Raw genomic sequence first — 22,823 nt, 5'->3', positions numbered from 1 at the left:
TTTCGGATAGTGTGCCACCGGCATGTCCTATTTATGCATTAACGATTGCGAAAATCAAACTGTCTCTCAAAACAATAACGAATCAGCTTCTGGCGCTCCATATCTGCGATCTGACTAAACTTCAGCATCACGATGCGTCGATTGGTAGGCAGCTCCTTCACCCTCACAACCTCGCCTTCAAACGGAACATGCTCCACGGATCCGTTCTTAAACGGGATGAGTATCCAGCATGTCAGTATACTCCCTTCCGCAATCGTATGATCCGGCTGCAGATAAAAGGATACGCCACCGCCGCCGACATCATCGGTTTTGGCTAAAAACTGGGTGCCGTCTTTGGTCATGACTGCTACCTCGAGCTCGGCTTGCACCCTTAGGAAGCTTCTTCTCTGTACCTTCGTAATTTGATCCTGCTCCGGCTTCTTGATCCGAACCAGACGGATAATATCCTCATGGTGACTCAGGACGTAGGAATTGAAGAAATTCTTAACTCCCCCTTCCGTTAAAAAATAAGCGGACAGCTCGTCCCCGATGTATAGCTTTTTCAGCTTGCCTGTCCCTTCTTGCAGCGGAACCTCCATATACATCGATTCGTCATCCATGTCGGAGATGCGGGATTTATATACAATATTGGCTTCCTTCTCATCCCCCGTATCCAACTGGATATAAAGGATGTCGTTAATCTTTGGATACAATGCGCTCACCCACTAATTCATCATAATCATTATTTTCCATTATATCATGGGATGCCGCGGTCCATAGGACAAAATCTTCAAATTAAGGTCGAATCCTGTCTAACCTCGGGAAACATGGGACTCTCCCTCTCTTTCAGCTCCTTCATCCAAGCAAAAAGCCGATTCAGGTTATCTCCTGAACCGGCTTCAATCGCGCAATACTTTGATTATCTAATTCCTGCCTGTGCATCCTTGACGACCTCAACCGTTTCCTCAAGGCCGGTATCCGAATTAATGTAAATTCGGTATTGGGACCCGTTGATTCGCCCGCCGAACTCATAACACAGAACATCCTCGGAGCGATCGTTTTTGATTAAGGCTTTACGGTGATAGAGCACTTTGAACTCAGGATTCAAGACCTTCTCCGCTTCGGCAAGACTAAGTTTCGGCTGCGGGATTTCTCGCTTGATCTGATGCTCGTACACAAAGTCGCTGGCCTGGAATCCAATGACATCCCCATTATCCAGAGCCGAACGAACGGTAATTTTTTCAGGGTAAATCAGCACGCCGTCCTCTTCGCGGACAAAGGAGAAGTTGGCCAGGTTGTCATATTGGTCTGCCGAAACAACCGTCATGTCGGAATAGCCTTTTTTTATCAGGAATTGCTGGGCTTTGTCGATAGCATTTTGAACGGACACTTTCTTCGCACCAACATTCCGCTCATCTGTATAAGAGATCAGCTGTCCGCCTTTTTCGGTAAAGTCCATGCTGAGCATATGACCCTTCGGATGTTGCACCTTCGCCGTATAAGATACCCACTCGGTGCCACTGCCGTTCTTCGTCACTTGTACTTTGGCATTATTACCCACATCGGAGAACTTCAGCGCTTTACGCTTCACATCCGCTTCCGATATCGGCATACCCGCCAATTGCTTCACAGAACGGCGGTCATAAATGCTGCTTACCGATGGTCCCCAGTCAAGCTCAGGGTAGGACTCCACCTTTTTATCCACCGTTTTGAAGCCGTCAATAATGGAGTTGTCCTGGACTTTATTCGTAGCCAGAGCCGTCTCTACATCCATCCAGCGCAAACTGTTTGCGATAACCTTATTCTGCACATGCTGCAAATCCTTCGTAATTTCACCGGAGTTGGCGTACAAGGATTTCAACGTTTTGACTTCACCCTCACTGAGCGGCTCCTTCGTTAAATCGCGTACACCTGTTTTGTAAGCAAAATTCGAAATTCGGGAAAGGAACTCTTCCGTCTTGTTGAAAGGAAGGAGCGTAAGCGGCAGCTGGCTGATCTCATTCTGAGCCTGGCTGGTTAGGCGCCATACATTCATCAAGCCCTTCCGGTGCATCCCTTGGGAGGTAGAACTTACCGCAAGCGTATTGCCGAGCTCGGCATGAATCCTGTCCATATTGTAAGACAAGTCATGGAATGCCCGTTGGTATTGGTTCTCCGCATTAATCAATATGGCGTTTTTCTCTTTATTCTCTTGATAACCCCATACCAGAGCCCCGATCAATAAAATTGTGGCCACAGGAAACAGAATAGCGCTTAATCGTTTGTACATGATGCTTATAGTCTCCTTTCTTCTACTCACTGCCGTTAGTTTGACTAGAAGAAAGAAGTCTTATGCATATCTGTATAATTCCTTCACCCTTTAGAAATCTTCCTCAATATCGAAGTGATCGCGATTGTTGCACAGACACTGCTTAAATCCGGTTTCGATCCGGCCCTGCTCCTTTTTTCCCCGCAGCACAAAACGTTCACCGCAATCCTTACAAAGAATTTTCACTTTTACACGCAAAAAAAGACACCTTCCTTTCTATGATTCCCTGGCTGTCAGCCGAGGTCTATAGAAAGAAGTGTGCCCTGATTTGTTAAGTGTTAACCTCTTCCTCCCGCTTGATGAAACGAAAAGGAGAACGGTTGTTAGCTCTAGAGATTTTGCCCATGCCGCCATACCATAGCAGCACCATAAGCGGTACGATAAACCATACCCATGTGTGGGTCAGCAGATTCAGAATCAGGTCGTACAGACCATGCCACATCCAAGGCAGGAACAAGGATAGAACGAGAAAGAACCTTCTTCGTTTCCCTTCCGTGAACCTCGCATGTCCCATGTAGTATCCCATGATGACGCCAAACATCGCATGCCCCGAAACGGGCAGCAGGGCTCGCAAGAACATCGGACCAAAGGCTGCCTGGCTGTACCAGGCGTAAAGCAAGTTCTCTACCGTAGCAAATCCCAGCGATATCGCCACTGCATAAAGGATGCCGTCATAAGGCTCGTCAAATTCCGTATGGTTAAAAATAATATGGTACATCACGAACCATTTCAGAAATTCCTCAACGCCCGCCGAAACGAACAATGAGTTGACTACCGGATTGTCGCCAAGCCATAGTATCATTCCCCGCTGCAAAATCATAACCGGGAAAACGATCAGAACCCCTAGCATGAACACCTTGATCACCATGTGCAGGGGCTCTTGATCATACCTATCTTTCAGGTAAAAATACGTGAGCAATGCGAGTCCCGGCGCCAAAGCTGACGCAATTACCGAGAACACCAGCACTAAAATTCCCCTTCCGTTAGTTGCGGGCCTGAAGTCCGGCACGCACGCCCACCTTGATTAATGCTGACGCTGGAAGTGTGTACAGATAACCTCAATCGCTTGCTGAGGCATGACTTTCTTCCCGTATTCCTCCAGCATAGCCTCCGTTACTGAGGAGGATTCACCGAATTCAGCCAGCATCGCAATCACCGCCGGCAGCTTCTCGCTATCCAATTCCTCAGGATCGAAGTACAAAAACCATCTATCCATATAGTGATAGAGCTTACCCGCTCCGCCTACAAGATCCTTCAACATATGCGATGCTTCAATGAGCACTTCAAAATCTTGAAAAACATAGACGATAGTATCACTTTGATCCAGCGTTACTTCCATTTCATAAATCTCGTCCGGCATATCTTCTTCGGACAAGCCGCCGAAATGATGATCGTATTTCCCTCTCGTCACAATAACCACCATGCCCTGGGCAGGCAGTGCAAACACCTCAACGGCAAGAGGTCCGGTGGCATCAAATCCGAGTTCACTGTATGCCTGATCCATCATCTCCGTAAACAGGTCATAAACTTTCGGTATTTCCTGCCACATCTCTTCCTTCTGGATCCCTCGCTCACTCAGATCGTCAAACGTGAGGAAAATCCGTATCTTATCTTGACTCAAACGCTCTATTTTCATGACAGGATCCTCCTTACGTAAACAAAAGTTTATAACAAATTATGATGTCTGGATTATGACGTGATAAAAATGGTTTTATATAATTGATTTTATCATTTAATAACCACAAATGCACGCAAATATGTAGCTGAAGAAAAAAGAATCATTCACAGGGATTCATGTGGCCGCTCCCCGTGAATGATTCAAAATGGTTCATGCCGTTTACAAACCCGGTATGACGGTGTGGGTCTCTTTCAAAATCTGTTCGACTTCGTTCTTGACATCAGGGTTGTTTCGGATGAAATCCTTGACTTGTTTCAGGTTGGCAGCCTTCGAATGAGTCGATGTCTGTACCCCTGCGGTTCCATTGGAATGAGTGGAATCATGTCGGCCTGAACTGGGAGACACGCTTTCTTGGCTCGAGCCAGAGTACTTCTGGCTCTTAGTGCCCTGAATTTTACTCATCGCGGTATCCGCAAATCGGCCAAGATTCGCATCTTTCATCATCGAGGAGAAGAGTCTGCTGTTATTCCGGGAAATGATTCGGCATGCAACGGCACCGATAATGACACCATATAGAAATGACGAAGTCTTCACACATGATACCTCCTTCTATGATAAACTCGAGATTATTGTTCTCGCACCGCCAGAAACTCATGCTACATAAATACAGGAAAGTGAGATGGAATCATGGTTAGAACACGAACAGTACTTCTGCTGGCTTGCTGCCTTTTGCTCAGCGCATGCGGCAACAACGGAATGGATCAGAAGCAAAGCACGGCCACGGAAGTCGGTAATGACAGAGCAGCGCAGCAAAATGAAACCTCTGGAGCAGTGCCCACTCCGAAAGAAGGTACCGAGAAGGCAACCGAAACAGACAAGCCTGAAGCCGAGCCTGACGTGGATAAATCCGCGGACCCATCAGATGGAACCGACAAGAGTCCCGATGCCGAGGCACCGGTTGAACCGAAGTATCACATGAATAAGGTGTATCGCATCGTCCCCAATGATGAGTCCGTCCCCGAAAAAGTAGTGCTGCTCACGTTTGATGACGGCCCAAAGGACGAAACCATGATCAACCAAATGATCGACACGCTGGACAAACATGATGCCAAAGCGATTTTCTTCGTCAATGGATACCGTGCGAAGGCGCATCCAGAGCTGTTGAAACTGATCCATGACCGCGGTCAAATCATTGGGAATCATTCCTGGGATCATATCGACCTGAAAAAAGAAACCAAACAGACAGTGAAGAAACAGATTGGGGATGTGCAGCAAATCGTTAAGGAAGCGACCGGATCGGAACCGAAGTTTTTCCGTCCTCCGTTCGGCTCCGGCGGAGATACTGTAAAGGAAGTTGCCCTGAATCATGACCTGCTGTTCATGACCTGGTCCAACGGTTCGCTCGATTGGGAAAGCAAAAATAAAAACAAACCCGATGCCGTAGTCAGTAATGTGCTGGAACAGCTTCACCCTGGCAGCAACATTCTGATGCATGAGCTTCCGTGGACCGTAGAGGCCCTCGATACCTTACTGATCAAGCTTGAAGCCAAAGGGTATGGCTTCGTGGATCCGCAATTCATCGAACCTAAAATAAGATAATCCGAGAAAACACAAAAACCTTAATTCTGCCGTCACCATCTGACGCTCGAATTAAGGTTTTTTGCGTAGTGTAATCACATGATATTCTGCGGGACATTGCAAGCGCAGCGGGATATGCGAAGTACCGAATCCCCGGCTGATCAGCATCCTGGAAGAATGCTTGGTTTCGCCCGCCTTTCTCGGCAGCGTATACCATCCGGATTTAAACTTCTTGTAGAAACGTGTCAATCGAACGGCTCCTGCAACTGGCAGTACAATCTGCCCCCCATGGGTATGTCCCGCCAGCACGAGATCCCCATGCACCGCATCCTTGTCTTTGACCCATATTGGATCATGCACCAGAATAATGTGATACTGGTCTTCGGCTGCATTCCCCCGAAATCTCGTATACGGGTGCTTCCGGCTTGCCGGCTGCCTTACCCCGCTGAGAACCATAAGCTCGTTACTGCGCTTTAACGTAACGGTCTTGTCATTCAGCAGAGTAACGCCGCTCTCCCGTAATACTTTACGGACGGCGTCCTTGCCTGCATTCAAATCATGATTCCCCAAGACGGCATACACGGGTGCGATACGGACCAGCACCGACATATTATGCCTCATACGCTGAAGGGGCACGCCTCTTTCCGTAATATCTCCACCAAGCAGTACGCAATCCACCGATGATAGATTGGATAATAGCTTTTTTTCTGATAATTGTCTGCGATGTATATCGGTAATGAACAATATCCGAAACCCGTCAAACGAGTGAGGGACACGTTCGGATACCACTTCTTCTTCACGCACCCGATAGCCCCTGGCTTCAGCCCTCATCCAGCCGATAGCGCCTGCACCAAGCGCCGCAGCACCTGCTATCCACATCAACACACTCATAATAACTCCTTTAACAATTCCTTTAATGGAGGCGCTCCGATAAGTCCCCACCACAGAAGACCCACCATTAACAATATGAAAATGACGATCAATGAGTTCACAAACCATTTGCTCATTCTTACGCGATACGAGGAATATGTATTCGTTCGTTTAGGAGCAGACGCTTCTTCCTCTGCTTGACGCTGGCGGGACCGGGTCGATCTGGAACGACTCAATCCATCCCCTGTGCTGCTTCTCTGGTGCTTTTGTTCCACGGAACTTGTGGAGGGTGGCGATTTAGATCGACTCGATGTTTCATCTGCTTGTCGCGATTTCGCTGCCGCTCTTTTTTCTGATTGAGCCGTTGACTTGTTCTTGCGGCTTTTTTTTCGGCTCTGATGTCGCTGCATTCTGCTAAGTTCGTTCATGTTACTCTTTCCTCCGAAACCGAATCAACATTCCTGATATGAAATCAATCAGAAAATGGCACAGGATGGGCGCCCAAATGGTACCCGTTTGAATATAAACGTAACCCAGACCGTAACTGCTCAAGAAAACCCATCCGGTTGGAAGCCAATGTTTTAAATATCTGACATGAATAAGTGCGAACAAGATACTAGTCCAATATGGTCCGAACGCATGCTGGATGGCTCCTCGAAACAATAACTCCTCGCAGATGGATACGATCAGAGCTATAACAAAAATATGCCAAACCGGCCTTTTCCGGAACAACATTTCATTGATTCCGCCATCGTCCATACTATCCTCTGACACAAACCGGGATAATACAAAATCCACGACCAGCATTGCTGCAGCAAGTCCGAGCCCCCAATATACAAACTCGATATCCTTCGGAATGATAAAGAGCCCAAACGGATTCCTCTGCTGAAATAGGATCCAGATCAAACCTGCAATTAGCGTCAATGCTTGGGTAAGATACAGATTAATAAGCAGCAGCCGATCATTTAATTGATGGGCCTCGATTCTTTTTACGCGTATTTTAAATTTTTTCATAGAAGATGGGCCTGTCTTTCATCTTGATTTTTAAAGATTATTTTCGTGGACAACCATAGTAATATCAGAATAATTCAATCATAGGCGGGCATATGCATCATAGCAAATTAACGGCATGACATTCAAGGCTAACCCTTGATTCTTCCCCCACTATAAGGCCTATGGACGGAATAAACACCTATTGACACAATGTTAGAGCCATGATACATTATGAAAAAATTAATCTGTGAAAACCGATGATGGAAAAGAGAAGCTGTAACGTCCTCAGAGAGCCGATGGTTGGTGTAAATCGGTGGCGTAAAAGTATTCTTAAGCGTTCCTGAGATATTTCGCTGAAACTTGAAGTAGGCGCAAATCGGATGATATCCGTTACCAATCATGGTCTGAACAGACCGCTTGAGGCTGCCGCATCTTGGCAGCGAATAAGGGTGGCACCACGAATAACTCTCGTCCCTTACTACGGAGGTAGTATGCGGATTGGGAGTTTTTTTATGTTCCTGTCTCTTTGCCACGACACCGCGTCAAACCTGTATAGACCTCTTGCAGCTCTATTGGAATCTTTGGTGTATAACGGAATACGCCCAGCGTAATCCTTATTCAATATTGCAATACCGCAATTTATAGAGGATTTTAAGGAGGAAGAGAAACCATGTTTAAAGTATTGGTATCGGATCCGATCAGTGATTTGGGGATCCAGCAATTAATGGATGCCGCCGATGTGCAGGTAGACAAAAAAACGGGGCTTAATGAAGATGAGCTCACTGCCATTATCGGTGAATATGACGGGCTCCTCGTACGGAGTCAGACACGTGTGACAGAACGCATTATGAATGCAGGAACCAATCTCAAGGTTGTCGGCCGTGCTGGTGTTGGCGTTGACAATATCGATCTTGAAGCCGCTACGAAACGCGGGATCGTTGTTATTAATGCGCCTGACGGTAACACGATTACCACCGCAGAGCATACATTTGCCATGATGATCGCCCTCGCCCGCCACATCCCGCAGGCCTATGCCAAGACGGTAGGTGGATCCTGGGACCGCAAATCCTTCCTCGGCGTTGAGCTGCGCAACAAAACGCTGGGCGTTATGGGAATGGGAAGGATCGGCAGCGAGGTAGCTAAACGCGCCAAGGCTTTCGGCATGAACATCCTTGCCTTCGATCCGTTCTTGACGGAAGAGCGTGCGGACAAACTGGGCGTGACACTCTCCTCGGTAGATAACATTATCCGCAGCGCAGACTTCATTACGGTCCATACTCCGCTTACGCCGGAAACCCGCCATATGATCGCAAGACCGCAATTCGAAGTCATGAAGCGCGGCATGCGCATCGTGAACTGCGCCCGTGGCGGCATTATTGACGAACGTGCCCTCGTGGAAGCCATCGATGAAGGCATTGTTGCCGGAGCCGCATTTGACGTGTTCGAACATGAGCCGCCTGAAAGCGATCATCCGTTCCTGAACCATCCAAAGGTTATTGTAACCCCGCATTTGGGTGCATCTACCGTTGAGGCTCAGGAGAACGTTGCGATTGATGTATCGGAACAAGTGCTCCATATCCTTCGCAACGAGCCGTTTAAGAATGCGGTCAACTTCCCGCTTGTAGCGGCTAGCGTGATGAACAAGCTGCAGCCATACTTCTCGCTCGGCGAGAAACTGGGCAGTGTAGCTGCTCAGATCACCGCACACGCGGTGAAGGAGATTCACGTTGACTATGCAGGCGAGCTGGCTGAAGTCGATACGCAAGCCCTAACCCGATACATCGTGAAGGGTGTGCTGGAACGCCACCTCGGAAGCGAAGTGAATATTGTAAACTCCATGCATTTGGCGAAGAGCCGTGATCTGCACGTCGTTGTGTCCCAGACACCAAAAACCAAAGACTTTACCAACCTCGTTACCGTTACGCTTAAAACGCAAAACGGTTTGGAGCGAATTGTTGCAGGTACCCTCCTGCTGGGTTACGGCGAACGGATCGTCCGTCTGGATAAATTCCCGGTCGATATTTCTCCGGAAGGTCATCTGATTCTGATCTCCCATAACGACAAACCGGGCCTTATCGGTCGTGTCGGAACGCTGCTCGGCGAGAACGATGTCAACATCGCCTCCATGCAGGTTGGACGTAAAGTCATCGGCGGGGAAGCCATCATGCTTCTGACGGTGGATAAAGACGTTCCTAAGGACGTTCTGATCAAGCTTACCGGACTGCCGGAACTGAACACCGCGCAGCAAATCGCGCTGGGCTAAATTCAGGCCAATTTAAGATATAAGGGGTTAATCATTGTTCCACGTAGAACAAGATTAACCTCTTAATTTCAACAAAAAAACACGCTCCCTGTGAGCGTGTTTTGTCTTTTGTGGAGACATTCCCTAAGATTCTGCCGATTTTGTTGGAATGATCATCGTAAACACCGTTCCTTCGCCTACTTCACTTGTTGCGTTAATCGTACCATGATGCGCAATCACGATATTTTTCACGATGGCGAGGCCTATGCCGGTTCCCACCGTCTCCCCCCGCACACGCGCTTTATCGGCCTTGTAGAATCGCTCAAAAACAAAAGGCAGATCCTCAGGCGGAATACCGACGCCTTGGTCGCTAATCTTCACCTGGAGAGCCTCTGTGTTCGATACGGTAATCCGATCCGCAATGATTCGAATCTGCTTGCCTGAAGGCGTATGACGAAAAGCGTTGTCCAGCAGATTGGTCAGCACCTGTTCTAGCTTATCTTCATCCGCCGCTTCGAGCAGAAGATTCGAGTGAAGTTTATTAAGCTGAAGATCAATACCACGCTCCTTGGCTCGAACAGTAAACTTCCGATATACCCTTTCACACAATTCACCTGCATCCATCTTCCGCAGGGACAGCTCTGCATGCCCCGCTTCCATACGGGTTAAATCAAGCAGATCCTTCACCAGTCGGCCCATACGAAGCGATTCCTCATGAATTACCTGTATCAATTCTCTGCTCTCTTCCGGTGAAGCTGCCATTCCGTCAAGCAGCGCTTCACTGTAGCCCTGCATCATGGACAGCGGTGTACGGATTTCATGCGACACGTTGGCGATGAAATCCGTACGCATCTTCTCCAGCGTAACTTGCTCGGTAATATCTCTTAACACGACAACGGCGCCGCGGATCACCTCATCCGAATATAAGGGAGCCATATGGGCTGACCATATTCCCTGCTTCACATGCAGGTCAGCGCTTTGGTCTTTTCCTTCGTTCACGGTGGCATAATAAAGCTCACTGAGCGGTTTTGGCATGACATCGGCCGCCCAGCCTCCGCCCTGCAGCTCATCATCCCATTGCAGCCCTTTCCAGGTTTTCATGATTTCCTGCCCTGGCGGGTTCACCAAAATGACCTGACCATGATTATCAAAAGTAATCACCGCGTCGCTCATGCTTCTCAGCACACTGGATAGATGCTCCTTCTCATGGTTCAAATTGCGGATATTCGTTTCCAGCTCTGCTGCCATATGGTTGAACGTATTGGCCAGCTCGCCAATCTCATCACTGGTTACCAAATTCAATCGAGTGCCATACTTCCCTTTACGGATGTCATTGGCTGCCTCAATGAGCTGCTGCATGGGCTGGGTAATCTTCGTTAACAGAAACAACCCGAAAAAGGTGGTCATCGAAAAACCAATAATGGCCACATAAGTAAATAAACGTTTGATGGCATCCGAATTCGCAAACGTGGTATCGATATAGGGGAGCAAAAATAATCCGAGCGTCAGCAGTACGCACGCGACTAAACAGGTTATCGTAATCCACAACTTGCCGACGAGTGATCTCCAGAAACTCACGTTACTTCGGTACCTCCAGCTTGTAGCCTACTCCCCATACGGTCGTAATCATCGCTGCGGATTCTGCGGATACCTTATTTAACTTCTCGCGCAGCCGCTTTACGTGGGTATCGACGGTGCGAAGATCGCCGAAAAATTCATAATTCCATACGTCCTTAAGCAGTTCTTCGCGCGAGAATACTTTGTCCGGGGACGAGGCTAGGTAGTGCAGAAGCTCATACTCCTTCGGCGTCAAGCTGATTTCATGCCCTCCGGCCGTCACGCGGTGAGCATCATGTTCAATGATCAAATGCGGGAAAACAATGCTGTTGCTTGGGTTCGGTTCCTTGCTCAAATAGGCCGTAGCGGACGAGCGGCGTAAAATCGCTTTAACACGATAGATCACCTCGCGCGGACTGAACGGCTTCACAACATAATCGTCGGCCCCCACTTCAAACCCCTGTACGCGATTGATCTCCTCGCCCTTGGCAGTCAGCATGAGAATAGGCGTAGACTTTACCTGACGGAGACGTGTGCACACTTCGACACCATCCATCCCGGGCAGCATCACATCCAGAATAACGAGCCCGTAATCTTCGGAACTTGCTTTGCGAAGAGCAGTTTCTCCATCCTCCGCCTCTTCGATTTCATACCCTTCCTTCTCCAAATACATTTTTAACAATCGGCGAATTCGTTCTTCATCATCAACAACTAGAATGCGATTTCCGTGCTCTGACATTGGCAGCCAACTCCTTCATTTTTATAGGGAAAATCAGAAGTGGCCCTCTTGATTAAGAAAGGGCCCTTCTGATTGATCATTCACTGCTATTCGATTTACATTAATCGGTTCCCGCATAGGAATGCAGACCCGCGATTATCAAGTTGACGCCGACCAGCGTAAACATGACCACGATAAAGCCGATAACGGACAGCCAGGACGAATATTTACCCTGCCAGCCGCGCGATAGCCGGAGATGAAGGTACACGCTGTAGAACAACCATGTAATAAGCGCCCATACTTCCTTCGGATCCCAGCCCCAGAACCGGCCCCAGGCAATTTCTGCCCAGATCATGGCGAATATGAGACCTCCCAGTGTAAATACCGGGAACCCAATCGCAATGGCTCGATAACTGATTTCATCCAGATCGTCCGGATCCAATCTATTAAGGGCAGGCTGAATGAACTTGGCCAGCGGCTTGCGCAGGATAAGGCGGAGCAATCCGTACAGGATCAACCCCGTGATCAGCGACCATATCACCGTATTCAGCTTACGTCCAGCGTTCACGCCGTGCATCCAGGACGGAGCTTCCATGAGTGGAGATTTCATGCCCAAGAAGGACTGCATGCTCTCCGTTTCGCTTTTATAAGGTGCGACAAGCGGTGGCATGTTATATTCCACTTTTACTATTGTACTATTTTCTGTCTTCGGGTCAACCAAAGTCTGGTTAAATTCAGCCTGATATCCGCTCGCACGGAAACTGTATACCGACAAAATAAATCCGATCAGGATCACGATGGCAAACATGCAGAGTTCAAGCCAGCGCTGTTCCTTGCGCGCGCCTTTGTCTGTTCCGCTAAAGTTAACGGTACGGAGCAAGTGCATCAGGCCGGCGATAAAACCGACCGCAAAAAATGCATCGCCCAGCGCAGCCAAGGTTACGTGAATCCCCAGCCAATAGGACTGAAGCGAAGGAATCAGCGGCTGCACCTCCTGCGGAAACACAGCAGCATACGCCATGATCAGAATAGCCAGCGGCAGTGCAAACAATCCGAGCAGCGATTTTTTGTAGATAAAATAAAGTACGAGGAAGGCAATCATGATTGCCATCGACAAGAAGGTCATAAACTCATACATGTTGCTGACAGGCACATGTCCAGAGCCCGCCCATCTCGTAAAGAAGTACAGCAGATGTCCGATCAAACCGATCGATGCCGTCACAAATGCAATCTTCCCCCATTTAGCCAAATGGGCTTCCGGGTCCCGCTTGCGGAACCGTCGTCCCATAACGGCAAGTGCATACATGATAAATGCCGCACAATACAAGGTAAAAGCAACGATAAATGCGTTGCCGCTAAAATCAATTAGATTCATGCTTAGTCCCCCCGTTATTCTCCAATGACTTTTCATCGACTTCGATATTCATTTGCTTGAGGATCGTGGAGATCTCCTTGCGAAGCCCAAACCAGTTCTTGTTCGTATGTGCGCCAAGGGTCAGCGTTTGGTTATCAATACGCAGCCAGATCCGGCGATGGGTGAAATAAAAGCCCATGATCAGGCCGAGCATACCGATAAAACAACCAATCCAAATGAACGGCATGGCTTTATCCACACGAATATTCAGATAAGTCGTAGATTCCGAAAAGTCCACATCGTCCATGCTCCGTACATCCAGTTGTACGAGCGCTTCCCCACCCGCCAGCTGTGCATTGATCGCTTCCTGATTAAAGCGTTCCTTGTCAATCTGTTTAGGGAAGTAGAAGTATTGAATGCCTTCCTTCGGCAGTTCAGGTCCCTTAATCAGAAATAAGAATGCAGGCGCATTCGGGTTAGGTGACAGGTTTACCGGTTTGCCGTTATCGCCGAGTCCAAAATCGGTAAAGGATTGTGTAAGCGTTAACGTATATTCTCCCGCCTGATACTCTCTTTGAGGATCGTCGATCGACAATGTGATTTTGCCGTATTCCTTCCCGCTCTTACTGTTAATCAGCACCGGCGAAACCGAACGGAGAATCGGGGTCAGATCATAATCGAATTGATAAGCTTTTAACCCTTTGTAATTAAGAGGATGATTCACCTCGATGTTATGGCGTGTCAATTCCACGAGCTGAGGTTTTTTATCAAAATCGTCGCAATTGGCCTCGCACATATACAGGATCGCCTGGGTTTGGAACTCCTTCGGCAGTACTTTATTCTTGCCTTTGAATTCCTCAGGCATATCGTCCTCGGTGTAGAACTCCACCTTAAAGCCATCGTTCAATAAATAGTAACTGGTGTTCTTGATGTGCACCGGTTCATCTTGAGGGAAAGCCATGTGCTCGTCCATATGCAGTCCGGGAAGATTCCGTCCAAGAACTGCAAGCAGGAAAACAATCAGACCGATATGAAGAACATAGGGGCCCCAGCGGCTGAACCGCTGCTTCTCTGCCAGTAGGGTTCCGCCATCCGTTCGCACTCGGTAACCCTTCTTCTTAATGATTGGCTTCACCCGTTCAACCCAGTCGGCACCGTCTTCATCAACATGCCCTTGGTATACCACCTTCTGGCGGGTAAGGAAGGACATGTGCTTCGGAATCCGCTGTCTGCTGAGCGCTTTGTACAGGGGCAGGACCCGGTCAAGACTGCAAATGACAAGCGATGCGCCGATCATGACAAGCAGCAGCACGAACCACCATGACGTGTATGTATGAGACAGCCCGAGCAAGTAATAAATATGCCCCAGTTGTCCGTACTCCTCTTTGTAATAAACTGAGGGGTCAATATTAAGGAATGTACTTTCCTGCGGAAAGATGGTCCCCAGCGAGGAGCCGATCAAGGTAAGCAATATCAGATATATTGCTACCTTTACCGAAGAGAAGAAATTCCATACCCGATCGATCATACCGGGGTTTTCTTTCTGTGATCGACGAGCAACGCCGTCATACCGCATTTCCAGAATCGGCTGGGCCTCCGCTTCCTCGGTCAGCGGCTTCCCGCAAGCCTCGCAGAGGACCGTCCCCGTTGGATTCTGGTGTCCACAATCACACTTCGTGTTCTGGATCAAAGGCTTGGAACCTTGACTCATTTCGCATTCACCAACTGTTCAATTTGTTTATCAAGGGTGTTCAAATCCAGTTCGCCTATACGAATATGGTCAATCTTGCCAGAGGCCGTAACAAAAAAGGTGGTTGGCATGGGCCCAACCCCATAGCTGGCAACAGCATTCCGTTTCGGATCCATCAGTATGGGGAACTTCACGCCGGTTTGAGCAACGAAATTCTCAACGGTCATTTTGTTCTCTCCCACATTAATTCCGATGATCTCAACGCCTTGACTGCTCCATTTCTCCCACTGAGCTTGTAGAGCCGGCATTTCCCGCACGCATGGCGGACAGTAGGTGCCCCAGAAATTAATCACCCTGGCCTTACCCTCGTATTCACTCATGGTATGTACGCCGCCATCCATGCCTAGAAGTTCAAAATCCGCTGCCTTTTGACCCACTTTGGGAACCTCATCAGAGCCGAATACAACGGTTGCAACGGCGTACACTCCGATCAGGATAATGGCAAGCAGAATCACAATCTGTACGCTTTTCTTTGATTTGCCCATAAAGCAGCAGCTTCCTTTCTATGACATTCATCATATCGTATACTACGGGTGTGAACATCCTATGAACAATTATAACGAAATTTGTCATAAACGCCGCTCGCCATTTTGAATATTATGTGTCGGGTTTAACGTTTTCTCTTCGGTTTCCCGCCCGGCTTAGCGGCTTTCGCCATCTGCAAAAGCTGGTTGATTTCATCCGCTGTCAAATGGCGGTACAAGCCCCGTTTTAAATTTTGCAGCAGCAGATCACCGTAAGATATACGCTTCAATCGCGTTACCGGATGGGAAATCGCTTCGAACATCCTTCTCACTTGACGGTTGCGGCCCTCATGAATGGTAATCGATATGACGGATTGTTTATTATCCGGATCCACATCCTTATACTCCACCTCGGCAGGAGACGTCATGCCGTCTTCCAGCATAATCCCTTGGCGAAGCTTGTCCAGTTCGGTGCCATGGGGCACCCCTTTCACGGTAGCCAAATAAGTCTTGGGTACATGATATTTAGGGTGGCTGAGCAGATTGGCGAATTCGCCGTCATTGGTCAGCAGCAGGAGTCCTTCTGTATCATAGTCCAAACGTCCAATCGGATATACCCGCTCTTTAATGCCCTTGAGATAATCCGATACAATTTTTCGGCCTTCGGGATCAGAAGCGCTTGTAATGACTCCCTTCGGCTTATTCAGCATAATGTATACCTTTTTCTCATTCTTTATCGGTTTGCCTGAAACCGTAATGATATCCTGGGCTGGATCGGCCTTCGTGCCGAGTTCGGTAACGGTCTCTCCGTTTACCTGCACCTTGCCTTCAAGAATCAATTCCTCGCACTTGCGGCGGGAAGCGACTCCGGCCTGTGCCATAATTTTCTGTAATCTCTCCATGTTCGTTAGGTCACCTCATTCCTAATGATAACCATCGACAGGATAAATCACAAGCGCGTTCCATGGAAAATGTGCCCCGGGACAGGTGTCGGAGTGAGGAAACAAGTACAACGGGGAAATATCATGGAGTCTGGATAGCTCCAAAATGATTTTGCTGGCGGTGAACAGCTGTGTTTTCTGGTCCAGCGACATGGACTGGTAGCCAATATTGAAGTCGCCTTCAAGACAGATGTGAATCTGTCCCGGCTGAACCAGCATGGATGAAGAAGAGACCGAGCCGTCCTGATGGATTTTAAAATCCCAGTTCCGCGGTTCCCGCTCGCACACGGTATGATGAATAACAAAACCCTCGAATTCCATTTCATCACCCCTACTACAATTTGTAACTGCAGCAGTATATGACGCGATGGAATCGAGGGTATAGGCATACGTCCTGTTACATAGAAAAAACGCTCCGTCTTACTCAGACAGCCCGCATGTCTTAATTATCCGAACACCAGCAGACATACGGCAATCGCCGCAATAAAACCGATCAAATCGGAGAACAGCCCCACCTTCAGCGCATACCGGCCATTGCGGATACCCACGGCGCCAAAATAGACGGTCAGAACGTACAAAGTCGTATCCGTGCTTCCCTGTATGGTGGACGCGATTCGGCCAATCATGGAATCCGGACCGTATGCGCGGATCAGCTCAGTCGTGTAAGCGAGAGAGCCTGTACCCGTCAACGGCCTGAGAATTCCCAAAGGCAAAATCTCGCTCGGTACCCCTAGCGATTGCAGAAAGGGGCCCGTCCAACCCACAAAAAACTCAAGCGCACCGGAAGACCGAAATACGCTAATGGCAACCATCATGCCGACCAAGTGCGGGATAATCCCAATCGCTGTGGAGAAGCCGTCCTTGGCTCCATCCACAAACGATTCATATACGGGTACTTTGCGCGTATAAGCATAAAGCGGAATGAATGCGATAATAATGGGAATAGACCAAGCGGATACGAGATTAATCCATGATAGCAACCCTCATTCACCCCTTCACATCCGGGTTCAGGCTTGTACCGATTCCCGGCGGCTTCTGGCGGCGTATCGTCCGTCTTCGATACCATCGGTCAGCCATTATGGCGGCCGCCGTTGCAATCGCAGTGGCCAAAAGCGTGGTACCGACGATTTCCGAAGGATTAGCGGACTCATAATTTAACCTGATTGCGATTAGCGTTGTCGGTATCAGCGTAATGCTGGCCGTGTTTAGTGCAAGCAGCGTACACATCGCCGGAGAAGCTGTTTCCTTATCCGGGTTTAACTTCTGAAGCTCCTGCATCGCTTTGATTCCCATCGGAGTTGCCGCATTGCCCAGACCGAACAAATTGGCGCTCATGTTAGACAGTATATATCCCATAGCGGGATGATTCTTCGGTACATCCGGGAACAGGAAGCGGACAACCGGGCCCAGCAGCTTGGCAACCTTCTTCAGCAGGCCCGCGTCCTCTGCCAGGCGCATCATGCCAAGCCAGAACACCAGTATGCTGATGAGACCGAAGGAGACAGTCACTCCCGTCTGGGCTCCGTCAAATGCGGCTTTTGTAACACTTTCGATATTCCCGTTCACTGCCGCAAAGCAAACGCCGATCAGTATCATCCCCATCCAAATCAAATTGATCATCTCTTCGCCCCCGTTTGCTGCCCCCGCTCGTGAGAATCCACGATCTCTTTAGCGAAGGCTAGTTATGATTTGGCCCTGAACAGATGCCTAAGCACTTCTCCTGCAGACTGCCACAGCGACAACGAACCGAGTGGTCCGGATGTGCTTCTTGACTTCTGCAAGACCTCAGGGACTTCAGGAAGCTTGCTTCCTTCCGCATAGACTGGAATTTTGCCGATGCTGACATTATCCAACACCAGTTCAATATGACCCCGTAGTCCGAAAGACAAGTCGGGTGTGCTCGCTTTATGCAGGACCAGTTTCTTCACCAAGCGTGCTTCCTCATCATGCGCGAACGCATACGTAAAGGAACTGCCCGTGACGAGTGGATAGCCCTGGATCTTCTGCCCTTTCTCCGTAACCTTTTTCAGTGGAAAATGGGCAAATCCGTAATCCAGCATCTTGGAATGATCATTCCAATCGTTGCCGTCGTTCAGCGTGACCGCCGCAATCTGCTGACCGTTTCGGGTGGCAGAGCTCACCAGGCAGCGGAATGCTTTTTTGGTGTAACCGGTTTTGACGCCGTCCGCCCCCTCGTAGAAACGAAGCATCTTGTTTTTGTTATCCCATTTGTAGTCCCACGCTTCATTCGGATTGGGCGCTTTCTTGGTCGGGGTTTTGACAATCTCGCTAAAGACAGGGTTCTTGAGGGCATAGGCCGTCAGTTTGGCTACGTCATTAGCAGAAGAGTAATGTTCATCATGATCCAGTCCATGGGGATTCATAAAATGCGAGTTCGTCAAGCCGAGCCCGGCCGCCTTCTCGTTCATCAGCAATACAAAGCCTTCTTCCGTCCCCCCGACATGTTCGGCAATCGCCGTCGCGGCATCGTTGCCTGATCGCAGCATTAAGCCGTACAGCAAATTCTCAAGCGTCATCTCCTCACCAAGCTTCAGGAAGATCGAGGAGCCCTCTTTGGCAAAAGCATTTTTGGAGACCTTGACGCGATCATCCAGCTTGCCGTGTTCAATTGCCACGATGGCTGTCATGATCTTGGTCAGGCTTGCGATTCTCAAACGCTCGTCCCCGTTCTTACTGTACAGCACTCTACCGGAAGTGACATCAATCAGTGCAGCTGCCTGCGCATGATTGGCGGGGCCATTCTCATGATCTGCATGCACGGGGACAGCCGTTACCAGCAAGCAGCTTATGGCAATTAACATGGATAACAAAGACTTGCAGTTCGTCCATTTCATTTTCATCATCTTATCCTCCGGTGTTCAGAAATCTTGTACAAGTATATGTCGTTCACGCTAAAGGTATGTCCATTTCGCAATAGAAACGTCTGTCGACGTACTTTCACCAAGACCGCCCCCCCATTAAAGTGAAGTTTTTCCAGTAATGATCGGTTTGAGTTTAGCCTCGGCTGAAAGCTTATAAATCCACTAATCTTCACAGCAAAAATCCCTTTCGTTGTGAACGAAAGGGATTTGCTTGCTCCATCAGTACGCAGGCGGAGGCGTGGTGTCGTTCGCGGCATTGCTGCCTGATTGAAACATCGACTGGATTTGATCGAGTAAAAACGGTGTCGCATCAATAATCCGTTCAAACAGATGGGTTTGATTGTCGAGCGGCACGATGTGCACTCCTTCTTTACCCACGACCAGGAAAGCAATCGGCCGAATGGACACGCCACCGCCGCTGCCGCCGCCAAAAGGAAGGGCGCTGTGATCGTGATGCGTCCCGTTCGTGGTAGTTGAGTGTGTGCCTCCCGCCTCAACGTTGTAGTCGCTACCGCCGGCAGCGAAACCAAAAGCCACTTTACTGATTGGCAGGATAACGCTGCCGTCAGGCGTATTCACCGGGTCGCCTACAATCGTATTAACGTCCACCATTCCCTTGATGTTTTCCATAGCCGTTTGCATCAAGCCTTGAATAGGGTGTTCTGCCATGATCTAATTCCTCCTTTCACCTTTAACACGCGAACTATAAGTACCAGTCCAGCATACATAGCTTTTCCGCAGGAGATTTTCGCTATGCAGTTTAGCTCTGTGGAAATTTGCGGCGGACCGTTAAAGATTGGCACCACATCGATTTGGGGCATCTCTTCCATGATCAGGCGATACGACATCCATCCCAGAAGCGTATGCTTGATGCCATGCAGCAGCCCGGTCGCTACCGCTGTATCGGCCGCATGCTCAAGCGCAATCCGGGTTGACCAGCGCACATCCATGAGATGAACGGCCGCCATCGTCTTTCTCGTCCATTTTTTGAAACCTTTTGTAGACCACAATACCCGCGCATAGTCCCTGTATCGAATAGTTCTGCTTGAAGGATCCTCCTGCTCTTTCGAACGGAGGGGAATCCCCTGCTCTACGGGAACGGTTTCCTTCTTAAACTCGATCCCACCGTCTGCCAGGTGAAAGGGGACTTCATATTTCCGCGTAATCAATCCGAAGATCATTTTAATTTCCGCCAACAATTTATATTCATCTTTTCTTAGAACCACATCCAGCTTAATCGTTACCTTGGAGCTCAGCACAACGACCAGCAATACGATGAGGAGAACGACCAAACCGACCGCCAGAAAGATCCATACCCTCACGAAGTAACCCCCAAAACGTACTTAGTAAAATGTAATCCGCTTGGCTTAGTATGGCAAAAGTGCCCCAAAATGATGCGAAACGATTCCAAGTCCCTGATTTCAAACTTTCGCAAGTGACATTAAAAAATCCCGGACGGTGGATTTCTCCACGCCCAGGATTCTATTACAGCCTATTGTGTTGTATAATAGCTAACTTTCCTCTACATCATCAAACGTAAGTTGACGACCGTCAAGCTTATCGAACAACAGCTGCGTTTCCTCTTCCAAGTTATCATTATCCTCAAATTGCGACGGCTCCGGCAAATCCTTGATATTGGCAAGTCCGAAATATTCCAGGAAAGACTTGGTTGTTCCATACAAAATCGGTCTGCCAATCGCCTCGGCCCGTCCGACTTCCTCGATCAGTCCTTTGCTTACGAGCGTATGGATCGCCCGTTCGGCCTTGACGCCGCGGATGTCTTCAATCTCTACACGCGTAATCGGTTGACGATAGGCAACGATGGAGAGTGTTTCGAGTGCGGCTTGTGACAAGGAAGAACGGGAAGGCGAATACGCCAGGCGCTCAAAATACGGAGCATGTTCGGCCAGCGTAGCGATTTTGTAGTTCCCCGCAATCTGTACGATCTGAATCCCCCGCTCGTAACGCTCCCATTCTTCCTTCATGTCCTCAAGCGCTTCGCCAACCAGGCCATCCGACTGCTCGGTGATCTCAGCAATTTGCCTAACCGACAAGCCCTCTTCTCCCGACAGGAACAGAAGCCCCTCAATAATCGATTTCAGCTTCGGATAATCCATCAATGCGTCCTTCCCCTCTCCACTCCATGACGATATCTTCAAACAACTTCTCTTGGTAGCACAAAATTTGCTTCATTTTCATCAGTTCCAAAATGGCCAGGAAGGTTACCACGATTTCATGCCGTACCATCTCTTCGTCAAGCAGCTTGGAGAACAGGATCCTGCCTCCCGGCCCAACCTCCTCCAGGGCATCAATGACCTGACGAATCCGGTCCTTAACCGATATTTCATCCCGCTGAATGCGGGCATACGATGTGCGCTTGACTGCTTTGCTTAATGCTTTTTGAAAAGCAGCGATCAAATCCGAAATATGTAATCCTTGCACCGGATTCTCTTCCACTTCCGGCATGTAAGGCGTGAGGTCTTCGGCTTCCTTGGAATAAATTAAACTGCGTTCCCATTCCTTCTCATGCAAATGGCGGGCGATGCCTTTGTACTTGCGGTATTCGATCAGCTTGGCAATAAGCTCTGCTCTCGGATCCATGTCATCTTCTTCATAAAAATCAAACTCGTCCATCTCGATAACCGGAGGCTTCGGAAGCAATAACTTGCTTTTTATAGACAGCAGCGTTGCAGCCATCACCAGAAACTCACTCGTAATCTCCAGCTCCAGCTCCTGCATGTTGTGCAAATAGGCCATGTATTGTTCGGTAATCTCGCTGACGGGAATATCCTGGATGTCGATTTCCGCTTTATCAATCAAATGCAGCAGCAGATCGAGCGGTCCTTCAAACGTTTCCAGCTTGTATAATACGGTCACGGTGAATCCTCCCGCCAAAAAATAAAATGCAGTGCTCTAAAAAAGAGCACTACATTAAATAAGCACTATTTTAGGCTTTTCGTCAAGTTCGCCATCTCGATGGCTGCCATCGCGGAATCCCAACCTTTATTGCCAGCCTTCGTTCCCGCACGCTCCACGGCTTGTTCGATATTCTCCGTCGTGACGACACCGAAAATCGTTGGTACACCGGTCTTCAGGTTAATTGCGGATACCCCCTTGGCCACTTCGTTGCACACATAATCATAGTGCGTGGTAGAGCCGCGAATGACGGTTCCCAAGGTGATGATTGCATCGTATTTGCCGCTTTCTGCCATTTTTTGGGCGATGAGCGGGATTTCAAACGCTCCCGGCACCCACGCGACATCCACTTCGTTCTCCTGTGCGCCGTGTCGCTTCAATGCGTCCAGTGCGCCGCTCAGCAGCTTGCTGGTGATGAACTCGTTGAAACGACCTACGACGATACCGTACTTTAATCCCTCGGATACTAATTTACCTTCAAATATAGTTGCCATGATGGAAAACTTCCTTTCGGTTTGGAGTTTATTTAAGGTCAAACATGGGATTTGGGATGACATCAATGTGGTTGCCCGCTGCGCTGACGGCTGCTGCTTCCGATCGCTGTTAACTCCTGATTTCATGATCTATTTTCTGGAGGGAAGAAATCAGGATTT

Annotated in this window: 26 protein-coding genes and 1 other annotated feature; of the genes, 2 read left to right on the top strand and 24 right to left on the bottom strand. The window is 48.8% G+C overall.

What is annotated here, in order from left to right:
* Window positions 1-38 precede the first annotated feature (38 nt).
* From MHH48_RS11705 to MHH48_RS11680, 6 genes are all read right to left on the bottom strand, one after another.
* Window positions 39-701, bottom strand: coding sequence for a flagellar brake domain-containing protein (locus MHH48_RS11705; RefSeq protein WP_076320949.1), 663 nt, complete (start codon window positions 699-701; stop codon window positions 39-41).
* Between the two features lie 197 nt (window positions 702-898).
* Window positions 899-2,248, bottom strand: a complete 1,350-nt coding sequence (gene ypeB / locus MHH48_RS11700; protein WP_076320948.1) for a germination protein YpeB — start codon at window positions 2,246-2,248, stop codon at window positions 899-901.
* 90 nt (window positions 2,249-2,338) lie between these two features.
* Entirely contained in the window at window positions 2,339-2,485 is a 147-nt protein-coding gene (locus MHH48_RS11695; RefSeq protein ID WP_009595221.1) for a hypothetical protein, read from the bottom strand.
* Window positions 2,486-2,558: 73 nt separating this feature from the next.
* The gene (prsW, locus tag MHH48_RS11690; protein WP_076320947.1) at window positions 2,559-3,254 is read right to left on the bottom strand and encodes a glutamic-type intramembrane protease PrsW; all 696 of its coding nucleotides are present in this window, start codon (window positions 3,252-3,254) and stop codon (window positions 2,559-2,561) included.
* 57 nt (window positions 3,255-3,311) lie between these two features.
* Window positions 3,312-3,923 carry a genetic competence negative regulator gene (locus MHH48_RS11685; RefSeq protein ID WP_076320946.1) on the bottom strand — a complete coding sequence of 204 codons (612 nt, stop codon included), beginning with the start codon at window positions 3,921-3,923 and terminating at the stop codon, window positions 3,312-3,314.
* A 201-nt stretch (window positions 3,924-4,124) separates the two neighbouring features.
* Complete coding sequence (locus MHH48_RS11680) at window positions 4,125-4,499, bottom strand: hypothetical protein (RefSeq protein WP_076320945.1); 375 nt, start codon at window positions 4,497-4,499, stop codon at window positions 4,125-4,127.
* A gap of 93 nt (window positions 4,500-4,592) precedes the next feature.
* Here MHH48_RS11680 and MHH48_RS11675 point away from each other — a divergent pair, with 93 nt between their 5' ends.
* The gene (locus tag MHH48_RS11675; protein WP_076320944.1) at window positions 4,593-5,504 is read left to right on the top strand and encodes a polysaccharide deacetylase family protein; all 912 of its coding nucleotides are present in this window, start codon (window positions 4,593-4,595) and stop codon (window positions 5,502-5,504) included.
* A 51-nt stretch (window positions 5,505-5,555) separates the two neighbouring features.
* On the opposite strand, the gene MHH48_RS11670 is transcribed toward MHH48_RS11675, so the two are convergent.
* Genes MHH48_RS11670 through MHH48_RS11660 form a run of 3 tightly spaced genes read right to left on the bottom strand, consistent with a single transcriptional unit; the run spans window position 5,556 to window position 7,367 of the window.
* Window positions 5,556-6,374: a metallophosphoesterase gene (locus MHH48_RS11670; protein ID WP_076320943.1), complete on the bottom strand. Its 819-nt coding sequence runs from the start codon at window positions 6,372-6,374 to the stop codon at window positions 5,556-5,558.
* Entirely contained in the window at window positions 6,371-6,781 is a 411-nt protein-coding gene (locus tag MHH48_RS11665; protein WP_076320942.1) for a hypothetical protein, read from the bottom strand. Before MHH48_RS11665 ends, MHH48_RS11670 begins: the two co-directional genes overlap by 4 nt.
* 1 nt (window position 6,782) lies before the next feature.
* Complete coding sequence (locus MHH48_RS11660; RefSeq protein ID WP_076320941.1) at window positions 6,783-7,367, bottom strand: CPBP family intramembrane glutamic endopeptidase; 585 nt, start codon at window positions 7,365-7,367, stop codon at window positions 6,783-6,785.
* A gap of 227 nt (window positions 7,368-7,594) precedes the next feature.
* Window positions 7,595-7,825, top strand: a binding site (T-box leader).
* 191 nt (window positions 7,826-8,016) lie between these two features.
* Here MHH48_RS11660 and serA point away from each other — a divergent pair.
* Window positions 8,017-9,609, top strand: coding sequence for a phosphoglycerate dehydrogenase (gene serA / locus MHH48_RS11655; protein WP_076320940.1), 1,593 nt, complete (start codon window positions 8,017-8,019; stop codon window positions 9,607-9,609).
* Between the two features lie 123 nt (window positions 9,610-9,732).
* On the opposite strand, the gene MHH48_RS11650 is transcribed toward serA, so the two are convergent.
* The 15 genes from MHH48_RS11650 to ribE all read right to left on the bottom strand — a co-directional run bounded on the left by MHH48_RS11650 (window position 9,733) and on the right by ribE (window position 22,664).
* Window positions 9,733-11,166 (bottom strand): ATP-binding protein, encoded by a 1,434-nt coding sequence (locus MHH48_RS11650; RefSeq protein WP_076320939.1) that lies wholly within the window; start codon window positions 11,164-11,166, stop codon window positions 9,733-9,735.
* 1 nt (window position 11,167) lies between these two features.
* The gene (locus tag MHH48_RS11645; protein WP_009595176.1) at window positions 11,168-11,884 is read right to left on the bottom strand and encodes a response regulator transcription factor; all 717 of its coding nucleotides are present in this window, start codon (window positions 11,882-11,884) and stop codon (window positions 11,168-11,170) included.
* Window positions 11,885-11,984: 100 nt separating this feature from the next.
* Window positions 11,985-13,238 (bottom strand): c-type cytochrome biogenesis protein CcsB, encoded by a 1,254-nt coding sequence (ccsB, locus tag MHH48_RS11640; RefSeq protein ID WP_076320938.1) that lies wholly within the window; start codon window positions 13,236-13,238, stop codon window positions 11,985-11,987.
* A complete protein-coding gene (locus MHH48_RS11635) occupies window positions 13,225-14,928 on the bottom strand; it encodes a cytochrome c biogenesis protein ResB (protein WP_076320937.1) in 1,704 nt (567 codons plus the stop codon). The genes ccsB and MHH48_RS11635 overlap by 14 nt, the downstream gene beginning before the upstream one ends.
* Window positions 14,925-15,452, bottom strand: coding sequence for a redoxin domain-containing protein (locus MHH48_RS11630; protein ID WP_076320936.1), 528 nt, complete (start codon window positions 15,450-15,452; stop codon window positions 14,925-14,927). The genes MHH48_RS11635 and MHH48_RS11630 overlap by 4 nt, the downstream gene beginning before the upstream one ends.
* A 125-nt stretch (window positions 15,453-15,577) precedes the next feature.
* The gene (locus tag MHH48_RS11625; RefSeq protein WP_071223906.1) at window positions 15,578-16,333 is read right to left on the bottom strand and encodes a pseudouridine synthase; all 756 of its coding nucleotides are present in this window, start codon (window positions 16,331-16,333) and stop codon (window positions 15,578-15,580) included.
* Between the two features lie 21 nt (window positions 16,334-16,354).
* Window positions 16,355-16,693, bottom strand: coding sequence for an N-acetylmuramoyl-L-alanine amidase (locus MHH48_RS11620; protein ID WP_076320935.1), 339 nt, complete (start codon window positions 16,691-16,693; stop codon window positions 16,355-16,357).
* Between the two features lie 125 nt (window positions 16,694-16,818).
* Window positions 16,819-17,352 (bottom strand): spore maturation protein, encoded by a 534-nt coding sequence (locus MHH48_RS11615; protein ID WP_076320934.1) that lies wholly within the window; start codon window positions 17,350-17,352, stop codon window positions 16,819-16,821.
* 7 nt (window positions 17,353-17,359) lie between these two features.
* Window positions 17,360-17,992: a nucleoside recognition domain-containing protein gene (locus MHH48_RS11610; RefSeq protein ID WP_076320933.1), complete on the bottom strand. Its 633-nt coding sequence runs from the start codon at window positions 17,990-17,992 to the stop codon at window positions 17,360-17,362.
* 62 nt (window positions 17,993-18,054) lie between these two features.
* The gene (locus MHH48_RS11605) at window positions 18,055-19,236 is read right to left on the bottom strand and encodes a D-alanyl-D-alanine carboxypeptidase family protein (RefSeq protein ID WP_076320932.1); all 1,182 of its coding nucleotides are present in this window, start codon (window positions 19,234-19,236) and stop codon (window positions 18,055-18,057) included.
* Window positions 19,237-19,473: 237 nt separating this feature from the next.
* Window positions 19,474-19,923, bottom strand: coding sequence for a GerW family sporulation protein (ytfJ, locus tag MHH48_RS11600; RefSeq protein ID WP_076320931.1), 450 nt, complete (start codon window positions 19,921-19,923; stop codon window positions 19,474-19,476).
* Window positions 19,896-20,576 (bottom strand): DUF2953 domain-containing protein, encoded by a 681-nt coding sequence (locus MHH48_RS11595; protein ID WP_076320930.1) that lies wholly within the window; start codon window positions 20,574-20,576, stop codon window positions 19,896-19,898. Before MHH48_RS11595 ends, ytfJ begins: the two co-directional genes overlap by 28 nt.
* 189 nt (window positions 20,577-20,765) lie before the next feature.
* Complete coding sequence (gene scpB, locus MHH48_RS11590) at window positions 20,766-21,371, bottom strand: SMC-Scp complex subunit ScpB (protein ID WP_076320929.1); 606 nt, start codon at window positions 21,369-21,371, stop codon at window positions 20,766-20,768.
* A complete protein-coding gene (locus tag MHH48_RS11585; RefSeq protein WP_076320928.1) occupies window positions 21,340-22,131 on the bottom strand; it encodes a segregation/condensation protein A in 792 nt (263 codons plus the stop codon). The genes scpB and MHH48_RS11585 overlap by 32 nt, the downstream gene beginning before the upstream one ends.
* Before the next feature lie 65 nt (window positions 22,132-22,196).
* Window positions 22,197-22,664, bottom strand: a complete 468-nt coding sequence (gene ribE, locus MHH48_RS11580; RefSeq protein WP_006209422.1) for a 6,7-dimethyl-8-ribityllumazine synthase — start codon at window positions 22,662-22,664, stop codon at window positions 22,197-22,199.
* Window positions 22,665-22,823 lie beyond the last annotated feature (159 nt).

The sequence above is a fragment of the Paenibacillus sp. FSL F4-0100 genome, assembly GCF_037993005.1.
Classification (GTDB): domain Bacteria; phylum Bacillota; class Bacilli; order Paenibacillales; family Paenibacillaceae; genus Paenibacillus_AQ.
This window is presented reverse-complemented; position numbering and strand designations above follow the sequence as displayed.